The sequence below is a fragment of the Stenotrophomonas sp. B1-1 genome, assembly GCF_010894375.1.
GTDB lineage: Bacteria > Pseudomonadota > Gammaproteobacteria > Xanthomonadales > Xanthomonadaceae > Stenotrophomonas.
Genome location: NZ_JAAIUZ010000011.1, coordinates 81519 through 94306, shown reverse-complemented (window position 1 = coordinate 94306; position 12788 = coordinate 81519). Strand labels below are relative to the sequence as shown.

Annotated in this window: 9 protein-coding genes; 5 read left to right on the top strand and 4 right to left on the bottom strand. The window is 67.9% G+C overall.

Annotated features, from left to right (window positions below; translation table 11 throughout):
• Positions 1–195 precede the first annotated feature (195 nt).
• From G4G00_RS08435 to G4G00_RS08420, 4 genes are read left to right on the top strand one after another with little or no spacing between them, the layout of a single operon-like run.
• On the top strand, positions 196–690 hold the full coding sequence (locus G4G00_RS08435) for a sigma-70 family RNA polymerase sigma factor (protein WP_164272592.1): 495 nt from the start codon (positions 196–198) through the stop codon (positions 688–690).
• The gene (locus G4G00_RS08430) at positions 680–1651 is read left to right on the top strand and encodes a FecR domain-containing protein (RefSeq protein ID WP_164272589.1); all 972 of its coding nucleotides are present in this window, start codon (positions 680–682) and stop codon (positions 1649–1651) included. Before G4G00_RS08435 ends, G4G00_RS08430 begins: the two co-directional genes overlap by 11 nt.
• Before the next feature lie 58 nt (positions 1652–1709).
• Complete coding sequence (locus tag G4G00_RS08425; RefSeq protein WP_164272586.1) at positions 1710–4475, top strand: TonB-dependent receptor plug domain-containing protein; 2766 nt, start codon at positions 1710–1712, stop codon at positions 4473–4475.
• A 46-nt stretch (positions 4476–4521) separates the two neighbouring features.
• Positions 4522–5640: a cytochrome c peroxidase gene (locus tag G4G00_RS08420; RefSeq protein ID WP_164272583.1), complete on the top strand. Its 1119-nt coding sequence runs from the start codon at positions 4522–4524 to the stop codon at positions 5638–5640.
• Positions 5641–5651: 11 nt separating this feature from the next.
• Here the strand turns inward: G4G00_RS08420 and G4G00_RS08415 are convergent, their stop codons facing one another.
• Both G4G00_RS08415 and G4G00_RS08410 read right to left on the bottom strand, forming a co-directional pair.
• Positions 5652–6971, bottom strand: coding sequence for a retroviral-like aspartic protease family protein (locus G4G00_RS08415; RefSeq protein WP_164272580.1), 1320 nt, complete (start codon positions 6969–6971; stop codon positions 5652–5654).
• 66 nt (positions 6972–7037) lie between these two features.
• Positions 7038–7865: a DUF3014 domain-containing protein gene (locus G4G00_RS08410; protein WP_164272577.1), complete on the bottom strand. Its 828-nt coding sequence runs from the start codon at positions 7863–7865 to the stop codon at positions 7038–7040.
• 164 nt (positions 7866–8029) lie between these two features.
• On the opposite strand from G4G00_RS08410, the gene G4G00_RS08405 reads away from it, so the two are divergent.
• Complete coding sequence (locus tag G4G00_RS08405) at positions 8030–8740, top strand: glutathione S-transferase (protein ID WP_108753948.1); 711 nt, start codon at positions 8030–8032, stop codon at positions 8738–8740.
• A gap of 26 nt (positions 8741–8766) precedes the next feature.
• Here the strand turns inward: G4G00_RS08405 and G4G00_RS08400 are convergent, their stop codons facing one another.
• Together G4G00_RS08400 and G4G00_RS08395 are read right to left on the bottom strand one after the other, a co-directional pair.
• Positions 8767–10374, bottom strand: a complete 1608-nt coding sequence (locus G4G00_RS08400; RefSeq protein ID WP_108753949.1) for a hypothetical protein — start codon at positions 10372–10374, stop codon at positions 8767–8769.
• Between the two features lie 659 nt (positions 10375–11033).
• A complete protein-coding gene (locus G4G00_RS08395) occupies positions 11034–12752 on the bottom strand; it encodes a thiamine pyrophosphate-dependent enzyme (RefSeq protein WP_164272573.1) in 1719 nt (572 codons plus the stop codon).
• Between the last annotated feature and the right edge of the window lie 36 nt (positions 12753–12788).

Here is a 12788-nt window from a genome sequence, read left to right as displayed (position 1 = left end):
GGTTGCGCCACCGCGTTTCAAGGGCGGCTGCGACTGCACCCGGGGATCGGTCAGGCTGTGGCAAGCATGCGCCGGCGCCCGTGGGCACCGCGTTGATCCGGCGCAATCGGCGGGCAAGGACTGGCACGGCCGGCCTGCCGATGCCATACTTGCGAATCATTCTCATTTCGATCCGTGCGCATCGGCGCCCTACGCATGCACGCTTCCCACCCGCACCTGGCCACGCTGTACCGCGACCACCACCGGTGGCTGCGCGGCTGGCTGAGCGGGCGCGTGGGCAACCGCGATGTGGCCGATGATCTGGCCCAGGATACGTTCGGGCGCCTGCTGCTGGATCGCGATCTGGCCGCACTGCGCGAACCGCGTGCCTTCCTCACCACGGTTGCGCGCGGGCTGGCCGCCAACTGGTTCCGCCGGCAGTCGCTGGAGCGCGCCTATCTGGAATACCTGGCACAGTTCCCCGAACCCGCCCTGCCCTCGCTGGAGGAACAGGCGCTGGTGCGCGAAGCGCTGCAGCAGATCGACGCCATGCTGGACGGCCTGCCGGCGATGGCGCGGCGGGTGTTCGTGCTGGCCCAGTTCGACGGCCTGCGCTACGACGCCATTGCCGAACGCCTCGGACTGTCGCTGTCCACGGTGAAGCGCCATATGAAGCGGGCCCTGCTGGGCTGCCTGGCGCATGCGCCCTGAGCCGGGCGACGGCGCCGCACTGTCGCCACGGGTGCTGGAACAGGCGGCCGACTGGCTGATGCGCCTGCACGACGACGGCAGCCCGGCACAGCGCGCGCAATGGCAGCGCTGGCACGATGCCGCCCCCGAGCATGCACGCGCCTGGCAACGTGCCGAACGCCTGCTGGCGCTCAGCGCACAGGTACCGGCCACGCTGGCCCACGAGGCCCTCCAGCGCCCGGCTTCGGCTGGCCGTCGCGCGGTGTTGCGCAGCGTGGCCGCGCTGCTGGTGGCGCCGCTGGGCGGTTGGTTGGCCTGGCGGCTGTATGACGAAGCCGCCTGGGATGCCAGCGTGCGCACCGCCGTGGGCGAACGCCTGCGCCGCGTGCTGGACGACGGCAGCGTGCTGCACCTGGCCACGGCCAGCGCCGTCGATATCGCCTTCGACGGCCAGCAGCGCCTGCTGCGGCTGCGCCGCGGCGAGATCCATATCGACACCGCACCCGATCCACAGCGCCCCGCGCGGCCGTTCCGCGTCGCCACCGCGCAGGGAATGCTGCAGGCGCTGGGCACCCGCTTCAACGTGCGCCTGTTCGACGATGCCACCCTGCTGGTGGTGCAGGAAGGCGCGGTGCAGGTGACCACCGCCGCCGGTGCCAGCCAGCGCGTTGCCGCCGGCCAGCAGCTGCGCTGGGGGGATGCCCATCCTGCCGCACCGCAGCCCGCTGCGCCCGGCAGTGACGCCTGGCTGCACGGCATGCTGGTGGCCGACAGCCTGCCGCTGCGGGCGCTGCTGCAGGAACTGGGCCGCTACCACCGCCGCTGGCTGCGGGTGGATGACGATGTGGCGGCCTTGCCGGTGTCCGGCGCGTTCCCGCTGGACGACCTGCCGCGCAGCCTGTCAATGCTGGCCGCCACCTATCCGCTGCGCATCGATCAGGGCCTGACGGTGCGCGTGCGCGCGGCCGCCACGCCGCGGTGACACTTTTTTCGATCCTGCGTGGCAGCGGAAGTGAATCCTTCTTCTGCTGGCTCCCTCCATGCCTGTGATCCCGACCCGCTTCCGTTACAGCCTGCTGGCCATCGCCCTGGCTGCCACGCCCGCCTTCGCCCAGACCGCACCCGCCGGGCAGCCCGCCAACGCGCCGGCCACGGCATCGCTGGGCAGTGCGCTGAGCGCCTTTGCCGCCCAGCATGGCGTTGCCCTGTCCTTCGATCCGGCGCTGACCCAGGGCCGCACCGCGCCGCCGGTCGATCCGGCCGCGGGCGTGGATGCAGGCTTCAGCACACTGCTGCAGGGCACCGGCCTGCGTGCGGTGCGCCGCGCCGATGGCAGCTACACGCTGCAGGGCGCGCAGACCACCCGGCAGACGCAGCCGCTGCGCGTGGGGGCGTCCGATGGCAAGGTCGCGCTGCCGCAGGCGCTGCCTTTCGGCCAGGGCGTCACCCTGGATGCCGATGCGCTGGATGCGCAGGTGAAGGGCAACGGGGACATCGCCACGGCCCTGCGCAGCAACCCGGCGGTGCAGTTCAGCGATACCAACCGCAGCAGCCGCAACATGGGCGAAATCCGCCCCGATGATTTCAGCATGAATGGCGCGCCCTACTACCAGAACCTGTTCCTGCTCGACGGCGCCACGATCAACAACGATATCGATCCGGCCGATACGCCCGACAACGGCAACCCGGCGCACAACTTCGATGTGCCCGGCGGCGCGCAGGGCATCGCCGTGGATGTGGACCTGCTGGAATCGCTGACCGTCTACGACGCCAACGTGCCGGCCTCGTTCGGCCACTTCCTGGGCGGCGTCGTGGACGCGCGCAGCCGTTCTGCAACCGACGGCCTGCACGGCAAGGTCTGGTTCCGCATGGCCCGTTCGGCCTGGGACAGCATCATCGCCAACGACGCGCAGCAGGAGGAGTTCGAGGAATCGGACACCTACAAATACCAGCCGCAGTACGACAAGTACCGTGTCGGCGCGCGGCTGGAAGGACGCACCCGCGGCGGCCTGGGCATCATCGGCACCTTCACCCGCACGCGCTCGGAGATCCCGCTGCGCGCATACGCCGGCGGCCGCGAAACCACCGGCGCGGACGTCAACACCCGCACCCAGACGCGTGAGAACACCAGTGCCACGGTGGCCCTGGACTGGAGCAATGGCGAAGGCCTGCAGCTTGGCGCCAACCTGTCCTACGCGCCCACCGACGATGTCTACTTCATTTCCAACTCGCGCGATTCGTACTTCAGCATCAAGTCCGGCGGCCCCACCGCCAGCCTGCGCGCGAACTGGACTGGCGCTGCCTGGACCCTGCGCAACACCCTGAACTACAGCGACGTGGAAACCAGCCGCCGTGGCGACCTGGACTACATGCGCAACTGGCTGATCTCCGACGAATTCAACTGGGGCGTGTCTGGAATCAGCACCGAGGGCAGCTGGGGCAACATCGACCAGCATGACCGTCGCATCGGCTACCGCTTCGTGGCCGACCGCGAACCGCTGCAGCTGGGCAGCAGCGAACACACCCTGCAGTTCGGTGCCGGGGTGCAGCGCCGCGATGGCGACTACCAGCGCCTGAACGACCATCGGGTACTGCTGAGTACCGCCGCCACCCGCAGCTGCACGCTGTCCGACGGCAGCGTGGATGACTTCAGCTGCTCACTGTCGCCAACCCGCAGCGGTGGCACCGGCCAGTACTTCAAGCGCATGTTCCTGTTCCATGCCGGCCAGTTCGAAGTGAGCGGCGAAGAGTACGAAGCCTGGCTGCAGGACGAGATCCGCATCGGCAACTGGAACATCCGTCCCGGCCTGCGCCTGGACCGCAACAACCTGTGGAAGCAGACCAACGTGTCACCGCGCCTGGCCGCGTCGTGGGACGTGCTGGGTGACCAGCGTACGGTCATCAACGCCGGCGTGAACCGCTACTACGGGCGCAGCTTCTACAGCTACCTGCTGCGCGATGGCCGCGAGCGCCTGCGCGACACGCTGGACCGCACCAGCGCGAGCACCCGCTGGGAGGATGCCAAGAGCACCCGCAACGTGGCCACCAACCGCCTGAGCGATGTCGATTCACCCTATACCGACGAATGGACCCTGGGCGTGGACCAGCAGGCGTTCGGCCTGCAGTTCCACCTGAAGTACGTGGACCGCAGCAGCCGCAAGGACATCCTGCGCCGCAAGGTCGACAGCCCGGACCGCGACCTCTACAACCTCAATACCTTCGAGTACACCAACGAAGGCCGCAGCGATTCGCAGACCTGGACGCTGTCGGTCAGCCCGCAGCGCCCGTGGGAGTTTGCCGGCACCCGCAACAGCTTCCAGCTTTCGGCCGACCACACTGATGTGAACCGCAACTACAACAGCTACGAAGACACCCTGGACCTGTTCGAACGCGTGCGCCTGGATGGCAAGCTGATGTACCGCTATGAACTGCCCGCCACCCAGTACCTGCGGCCGTGGAGCGCACGCCTGAGCACCCGCACCGACATTCCGGCCTGGGGCCTGAGCTGGAACAACTTCTTCCGCTACCGCGCGGGCTTCGAAGGCACCACCCAGGGGGCTCTGGAGATCATCGACGGCGAAAGCGTACGCAACCTCACCACGCGCCGCTTCTCCGGCAGCTGGACCTGGGATGCCAACCTGGAATACCGCCGGGCCCTGCCGCGCGAGCAGGAAGCCTATGTGCGGGTGGAAGTGCAGAACGTGCTCAACCGCAGCAACCTGACCACGGCCAGCGGTGCTTCCGCCGGCACCATGTACTTCGAACCCGGCCGCAGCTTCTGGCTGGAACTGGGCTATTCGTTCTGAAGTGACGGCCCGGCTCCCCCGTGCCGGGCCACTGCCGATGCAACGCATGCACTATCTGCGCGTGATCCTGCCCGTCGCCGCCCTGTTGCTGGGCGGCGCGGGCGGGCCAGCGCCCGCGCGCGACACACCCTGCCCCGACCCGCTGCCCGCACGCCCGGACGCGGCCTGCCTGCGCGCGCTCTACAGCAGCCCGGCAACGCAATGGCCAGCGCCGGATGTCGAACCGGGCGTCACCTGGCAGGAGCTGGCGCCGCTGCCGGTGCCGGTGGACCCGGCAGACAACCCGTCCACGCCGGCCAAGGTGGAACTGGGCCGGCGCCTGTTCTTCGATCCGATCCTGTCACGTTCCCGCCAGTTGGCCTGCGCCAGTTGCCACGATCCCGACCTGGGCTGGGCCGATGGCCGCCGCGTCTCGTTCGGCCATGATCGCCAGGCCGGCCGACGCAACGCCCCCAGCGTGCTGGCCAGCGCGCACGTGGCGCCGCTGTTCTGGGATGGGCGCGCGGCCACGCTGGAAGCGCAGGCACTGGGGCCGATTGCCGACCCGGTGGAAATGGGCTTCAGCGTGAATGGCGCCGTGCGCCGCCTGCGCCGCGATGCCCGCTATCGCAGCGAATTTTCCACCGTGTTCGAACAGCCGCGCATCGACGCGCAGCAGCTGGGCCAGGCCATCGCTGCGTTCCAGCGCAGTCTGTCGCCACGCAACAGCCGCTTTGATCGCTTCCTGCGCGGCAATGCGCGCGCACTGGACGATGCGCAGCTGCGCGGCCTGCACCTGTTCCGCACCCAGGCAGGCTGCATGAACTGCCACAACGGCGCGGCGCTGACCGACAACGGCTTCCACAATCTGGGCCTGCACTTCCACGGTCGCCCTCGGCAGGATCTGGGGCGCTACGAGGTCACCGGTGATCCGGCCGACAGCGGTCGCTTCCGCACGCCATCGCTGCGGGGCGTGGCAAACACCGCGCCGTACATGCACAACGGGATGATCCCGCGTCTTTCCGGCGTGCTGGCGTTCTACAACGTGGGCGGCGGCCGGCCACGCGCGCCGACCGATCTGGCCGATGATGCGCCACCGTTTCCGCAGCCGGACCCGCTGCTGCGCCCGCGTGGACTCAACCGGCAGGAGCTGCAGGATCTGGAAGCCTTCCTGCAGGCGCTGTAACGGCGGGCAGCTCAGGAACCGCGCGGCGGCAACAGCGGCGCCGCCTGCGGCACCGGTACCGGGCAACCAAAGGTGCCGGCCACGTCCAGATACAGGCTGTAGCGCTGGGTGGTCGCAAAGCCTGCCTGCCAGTCCGGATTGAACAGGCGCCCCGGTTCCAGGGCCAGGTCCACCGGCAGGTTCAACACTTCATCGCCAATCATCACCGGCGTGGTGGCGCCGGCGTACCTCAGATCGCGCGCGCCATCGGTGGTGATGATGTTCCTGCGCTGCACGGCCGCCGGCGGCGGCGCCGTTGGCGGAATGCCGCTGGCCATGAACGCACCGTTGAAGCCGGTATCCAGCTGCACCAGGATGCTGTCCTTGCCGGCACGGATCGGATAGCGCAGCTGGTAATCATCGCCGGTGAGCGATGACACAGTGGCCATGCGCCGCGTGCAGGGCACCTTGCTGGACGCCGCCTGCACCACCAGCGCGTCCTTGTCGATGCGCACCCGGCCCAGCGCGCGCAGCACGTCCAGGCCGATGCGCGGCAGATCGTCCTGCCCCAGCACCACGAAGGACACCTGGTGCACCGCCAGTCCGCCAATGTCCAGATCCATCGGCGCGGCCAACGCATACAGCGCATCACCGGTGGCGTCGGCCACGGTGAAGCCCTCGGTCAAGGCCAGACCCAGTTCGGCGGCCAGGGTGCGGCCGATCTGCGAGCGTGCTGCGCCGGTATCCACGTGCACGCGCAGGTCGCGTTCGCCGGCAGCGGTCTTCACTTTCAGGGTGATCGTCGGCAGCTCGTTCTGCAGCTGGATCGGCACGCTCACATCGGCTGCAGGTGCGGCAATCGGTTCGGCGCTGCGCGGCCACTGCAGGAAGCGGTCGAGCGTCGGTTCGCTTACGCTGGCCACGCGCACCGTGTGCGGCGCATCTTTCAGCATGGGCAGGATATCGCTGTCCAGGCGGGTACGAACGTCCTGCATCTGCCGGGCCCAACCGGCAATATCGCCCTGCAGCAGAGCGTTGCCGGCCAGGGTGGCCGAACACAGATAGGCCACGCCCTTCACCGAATCGGCAGGTTCGCTGGCCACGCCCTCCAGGCATTGACGCGCAGCGCGGCTGGAGTTGTCCAGCTCGCCACGCACACGGTAGTAGCCTGCGGCGCCCAAGCGCCCCTTGGCACCCTTTGCCTGGCCCATCGCCTGCAGCGCCGCCAGGCGCGCATGCTGCACGTTGGCCGTGTAGCCATAGGGATCGTTCACATCGCCATTGGGCACGTCGGCAGCCGCTGCCGTGAACGATGCGAGCATGGCGCCGAGCGCCAGCGCGGTGGTGCGCATCAAGGTTACTCCTGTCTACCCAGTGCATGACCCTAGCACGTTGGCCGTTGCACGCGACTGCGTGTGCTACACACCGCGGGTGATCGCCGCGCGGATCTGCCGCAACGTCTGCTTCACCGCCTGTGCCTGTTCGGTACTCATGCGCAGCAGCAGCTTCTGCCCGACCGAGCACGACTGCAGCGCGGGATCGACGAAGCGATACCGGCCACGCTCGTCGCGCTGCACGGTCAGCGGACGCGCTGGCTCGGGCGTGTCCAGCAGGTGATCGATCACCGCCACCAGGCGGTCATTGAAGTACCCCTGCGGATGGCCCGATTCAACATATGCCTGCTGGATGAGCGGATAGAAGCGCACGTAGGCCTTCGCTGCTGCTGCGGGATCTACGGCGGTAAAGGCCTGCACGTAGGGGGCGTAGCGGGCGGCATTGGCGGCCGCGATGTGCTCGCCGCCCTCGCCCGCTTCCACCTGCAGGGCACCGGCCAGCGGGCGCGTGGCCAGTGCCGATGGCGGAGCACTGGCCTTGTCCAGATTGTCGACATGGGTCACCAGGCGCTGGATCACGTGATCACGCAACACCAGCGCCAGCGTGTCTTCGCTCTGGAAGAGACCGCGCAGCGCGGACCATGCCGCCGTATCGCTGTCGTCCATCTTCGGCAGTGCCGGATCTGCAGCAGCATCGGTATCCAGCGGATGCTGGATCTTCGGCATGGAAGGCGCGGTTTCCGTGGCCGCCACTGGCGGCGGCGCCGCGGTTGCAGCGGGCGTTGGCTGCGCAGGCACGTGCACCTGGTCTGCCAGCCCCTGCCACTGGTCGCGGAACAACAACGCGCCCGCGCCACCCACCACTACCACGCCCAGTACCCAGGGCCAAACGGCCTTCCCACTCTTCTGCATGATTCAGCACCTCGCTTTTCACGTGCACGACCCGAGTATGACCCGCTTCACTGCACGCGGTTCCCACGCTGTTTGGCCTGTGTTGTGATTGGCATGAACGCCATGCTCACGCATGCTTTGCGTGCAACGCGCGAGTCTGCTGACAATTCTTCGCGGAGATGGACATGCACTACGCGTTGTATTACTGGACCGGCATCCAGGGCCGGGGCGAGTTCGTGCGGCTGGCATTGGAAGATGCCGGTGCCGCGTACGAGGACATGGCACGCACCCACGGCGATGCGGTGATGGAACCTTTCCTGCAAGGCCAAGCCGAGGGCGGCCAGCCATTCGCCCCACCGTTCCTGAAGGCGGGCCGGCAAGTGATCGCGCAGGTCTCGGCGATTCTTGACTTTCTCGGCCCCACCTTGGATCTGGTACCGCAGTCCGCTTCGCGACGGATGCAGGCCCTGCAGCTGCAGTTGACGATTGCCGACCTCGTCGCCGAAGTGCACGACACCCATCATCCAATTGCTGCATCAAAGTATTACGAAGACCAGAAGGCGGCAGCCAAGGCGCGCGCGAAGGCAACGCGAAGCGAGCGCCTGCCGAAATTCCTCGGCTACTTCGAACAGGTGATCGAAGCCAACGGTGGCCGCCACCCGCTGCGCGAGCACTCGTATGTGGATCTCTCGCTGTTCCAGTTGCTCAGCGGGCTGGACTACATGTTCCCAAAGCGCATGCAGGCCCTGGCGCCCACCCTGCCCCTGCTGCGGGCGCTGCAGGAGCGAGTGGCGAAGCGGCCGAACATCGCCGCCTATCTGGCCTCGGAGCGACGGCTGGCGTTCAACACCCACGGCATCTTCCGCCATTACCCCGAGCTGGACGGGGCCACCTGACGCCGGGCGTAGCCCGGCGTCCGCATTCAATGGGCCGCGTCAGCCAGCGGCTTCACCGGCTGCTTCTGCAGCGACAACAGCCCCAGCAGCACCGCCAGCGCCACGTAGGCCCCGGCGAACTGCCAGCTGATCACGCGGGCCAGGCCCTCCAGGTTCCAGGGCAGGTAGATGCCACCGCGCGGATCCACCGAATGGATCAGGCCGAACAGGGTCAGTGCTGCCGCCACCAGCAGGAAGCCGCAGGCACGGCGCAGGCGCCCATCGACCATGGCCGCGACGGTGGCGATCCACAGCATGGAGGTGATGATGAAGCCATTGCCCAGGGTGAAGATCACCGCCAGTTCCGGCAGACCGTGGCCATCGACAGTGGTGAGCATGGCGCCCAGCGTTTCGGCCGGAATCCAACCCGGTGCCTTGATCGCCAGCAGGTAGGCCGCCGATGGCAGGAAACCGAGCACCATGGCACCGGCATGTTGGCGCGGGGTGGCCTGGAAGGCCTGGGTGGTGATGTCGATCGACACGTACACGATGATCGGCGCCAGCACGGCCAGCGGCAGCCACTGCACCAGCCCGGAGATGATGCCCAGCATGCCGCCGATGCCGACGAACAGGCCGGTCAGCAGGGTGTAGCCGCTGCGCGCGCCCATGTGCTTGTACGCCGGCTGGCCGATGTACGGCGTGGTCTGCGCCACGCCGCCGCAGACACCGGCCACCAGGGTGGCAAAGGCTTCCACCAGCAGGATGTCGCGGGTGCGGTAGTCATCGCCGGCGGCGCGTGCGCTTTCGGACACGTTGATGCCGCCCACCACCATCAGCAGGCCGAACGGCAGCAGCAGCGGCAGGTAGGTCATGGCCGTCGGCAGGCCGTCGATGAAGCCCAGCGTGGGCAGCGGCAGCACCACCTGCGGCGGTACCCAGGCCGGAATGGCGAAGCCCGGCACACCCAGCCCGGCCAGGCCCAGCCCGTAATACAACACGGTGCCGAACACGAAGGCCAGCAGCACGCCCGGACCACGCACCGGCAGCTTGCCCTTGGCGATCAGCACGTACAGCAGCAGGCCCAGCGTGGTGAAGCCCACCAGCGGCGAACGCAGGGTTTCCAGCAGCGGCAGCAGGCCCATCAGCACCAGCGCGATGCCGGCGATGGAGCCCAGCAGCGCCGCACGCGGCAGCGCGCGGGTCACCGCTTCACCGAAGAAGGACAGGATCAGCTTCAGCACGCCCATGATGACCAGCGAGGCCATGCCCAGCTGCCAGGTGGCGATGGCGGCGGCGTGCGGATCCATTCCCTGCTGCTTGAAGGCCAGGAACGCCGGGCCCAGCACCAGCAGGGCCATGCCGATGCTGGTGGGCGCGTCCAGGCCCAGCGGCATGGCGGTGACATCGTCGCGGCCGGTGCGCGCGGCCAGGCGGCGCGCCATCAGGGTGTACAGCAGGTTGCCGACCAGCACGCCGAAGGCGGTACCGGGGAACATGCGGCCGAACACCACGTCGGCGGGGAACTGGAACATGCCGACCAGGGCCATGGCGATGAAGCCGAGGATGGACAGGTTGTCGACGACCAGGCCGAAGAAGCCATTGAAGTCGCCAGCGACGAACCAGCGGCGCGGGGCGGCGGAAGCGGGAGCGGACATGGAAGGGGCGGTGGGGGTGGGGACCGCCGATGGTAGGCCCAGCGGGGCCCGGGCGCCAATTCCCGGGTGGAATGATGGGTTCCAGCCAACGGCGGAGCCCCTCGTGGCATGGTCGCCAACTGCTGGGTATCGGAATGGTCCGGGCGGGTGGCCCGCGCAGGGGACGCTGCAAGTACGTCCCTGTAAGCTCGGTCGCCGCATCCATGCGGCTCACGCCCCTGCGCAACCTACCTGCCCGGCCCCTCGTGGTTTCCTGCGCGCGCCAGCCACGGAAGAGAATCAAAAGATCAAAAGCAGGCTCCCGTTGTAGAGCCGAGCCCATGCTCGGCTGCCGTACGCGCGAGTCCTCAGCCGAGCATGGCTCGGCTCTACAGAAGATCTTTCCGATCGTTCTTTTGATAGCCACGCCATCCGTGGATCCAACGTGTCGACCAAGGTCGACACCCACCAGAGCGGAATGCCGTTCCAACGGATCGCGGCCAACTGTCGAAGGCGGGGTGGGTCCGGTTGCGGGGGACGCCGTAAACCCTTCCCTGGGGGCTTAGCCGCGCCATCCATGGCGCGGATACCCCCGCAACCGGACCCACCCCCGCCATCGCTCAGGAAACCGGCTTCCGCTTTGGCTCTGGCCTCTGCGGGTGCAGGGCGCAGCCCTGCCCTCACTTCTTCAGGAAGTTGTCCACCAGCAGATGCTTCACGTCGTCGAAGCGGCCGTTCAACACCGCCTTGGCCGCATACAGCGCCGTGCCGGCCACCTGCTTGGCTTCGATCTGCGGCGGCATCACCAGCTCAGCGCGGCTGGTATGCACGTCCAGCAGCGCCGGGCCGCGCTGGGACAGGAAATCCAGCACCGCCTCTTCCAGATCCTCGCTGCGGGTCACGGTGCGGCCGTGGAAACCGATCACCTCGGCCAGGCGGCCGAAATCAGGGTTCTTCAGGTCGGTGTAATTGTCCAGCAGGCCTTCCACCTTCTGTTCCAGCTCGACGAAATTCAGTGAGCCGTTGTTGAACACCACCACCTTGATCGGCAGGTCTTCCTGCACCGCGGTCAGCAGATCGCCCAGCAGCATGGCCAGGCCACCATCGCCGGACAGCGAGATCACCTGCCGGCCGGGGAAGGCCTTCTGCAGGCCCAGCGCCTGCGGCATGGCATTGGCCATCGTGCCGTGCAGCAGGCTGGTCAGCGTGCGGCGGCGGCCGTTCACCCGGATGTGGCGCAGGATCCACACCATCGGTGAACCGCCATCGGCAGTGAACAGCGCATCATCGGCCGCATGCCGGGACAGCAGCGCGGTCAGGTGCTGCGGGTGGATCAGTTCGCCCTTGCCCGGCTGTTCTTCCTGTTCACGCGTGTGCAGTGCCTTGTCACGGCGGGCGATGCATTCGTCCAGGAAGCTGCTGTCTTCGCGCGGCGGCAACAGCGGCAGCAGCGCGTCCAGCGTCGGTTCGATATCGCCCACCACGCCCAAATCCACCGGATGGCGGCGGCCCAGGTGGCTGCCATCGTGATCGATCTGGATGATCGTGGCCTTGTCCGGGTAGAACTGGCCCCAGGCGAAATCAGCGCCGAGCAGCAGCAGCGTGTCGCAGGCCATCAGCGTGTGGAAGCCCGATTCAATGCCGAAGATGCCGGTCATGCCCATGTTGTAGGGGTTGTCCGGTTCGACGAAATCCTTCGCGCGCGAGGTGTGCGCCACCGGCGCCTGCAGCCGGCGCGCCAGTTCGATCAGCTGCGCATGCGCGCCCTGGCAGCCGGCACCGGCATAGATGCCGATGCGCTTGCCCTGCCCCAGCAGCTCGGCGATGCGCTGCAGCTCAGCGTCGGCCGGGCGCAGCACCGGCTGGGTGTAGTGCACCGAGAACGGCACATCGTGCTTCACCTCGGCCTCGCTGATATCGGCCGGCAGGATCACCACCGCCACGCCGCGGCGGCTGATCGCCGCCTGGCACGCCAGCGCCACCACGCGCCGCGCCTGCTCGGGGCTGTGGACCTGCTCGCAGAACACCGTGCAGCTGGCATAGACCGATTTGAAATCCACTTCCTGCGGGAATTCCATGCCCAGTTCACTGGTCACGATCTGGCTGGCGATCAGCACCAGCGGCGCGCGGTTGCGGTTGCTTTCGAAGATGCCGTTGATGAAATGCAGTCCCCCGGGGCCACAGGAGCCGGCGCAGGCGGTCAACTGACCGCTCACCAGCGAATCGGCACCGGCGGCGAAAGCAGCCACTTCTTCGTGCCGCACGTGCACCCAGTCGATCTCGCTGCGGTGCATGGCATCGGTCACGTGGTTCAGCGTGTCGCCCACGATCCCGTAACAGCGGCGCACGCCCGCCTGCTGCAGGGTTTCAACAACGATCTCGGCAACGCGCTTGCTCATGGGAAAAGCCTTGCTTGGGGGAGGACCCCGAGGCTA

What these genes read in the sequence shown, in the direction of transcription:
- G4G00_RS08420 (WP_164272583.1), top strand. Translation starts at nt 4,522, where the DNA reads ATGCACTATCTGCGCGTGATCCTGCCCGTCGCCGCCCTGTTGCTGGGC.
- G4G00_RS08400 (WP_108753949.1), bottom strand. Translation starts at nt 10,374, where the DNA reads ATGTCCGCTCCCGCTTCCGCCGCCCCGCGCCGCTGGTTCGTCGCTGGC.
- G4G00_RS08425 (WP_164272586.1), top strand. Translation starts at nt 1,710, where the DNA reads ATGCCTGTGATCCCGACCCGCTTCCGTTACAGCCTGCTGGCCATCGCC.
- G4G00_RS08405 (WP_108753948.1), top strand. Translation starts at nt 8,030, where the DNA reads ATGCACTACGCGTTGTATTACTGGACCGGCATCCAGGGCCGGGGCGAG.
- G4G00_RS08395 (WP_164272573.1), bottom strand. Translation starts at nt 12,752, where the DNA reads ATGAGCAAGCGCGTTGCCGAGATCGTTGTTGAAACCCTGCAGCAGGCG.
- G4G00_RS08430 (WP_164272589.1), top strand. Translation starts at nt 680, where the DNA reads ATGCGCCCTGAGCCGGGCGACGGCGCCGCACTGTCGCCACGGGTGCTG.
- G4G00_RS08410 (WP_164272577.1), bottom strand. Translation starts at nt 7,865, where the DNA reads ATGCAGAAGAGTGGGAAGGCCGTTTGGCCCTGGGTACTGGGCGTGGTA.
- G4G00_RS08415 (WP_164272580.1), bottom strand. Translation starts at nt 6,971, where the DNA reads ATGCGCACCACCGCGCTGGCGCTCGGCGCCATGCTCGCATCGTTCACG.
- G4G00_RS08435 (WP_164272592.1), top strand. Translation starts at nt 196, where the DNA reads ATGCACGCTTCCCACCCGCACCTGGCCACGCTGTACCGCGACCACCAC.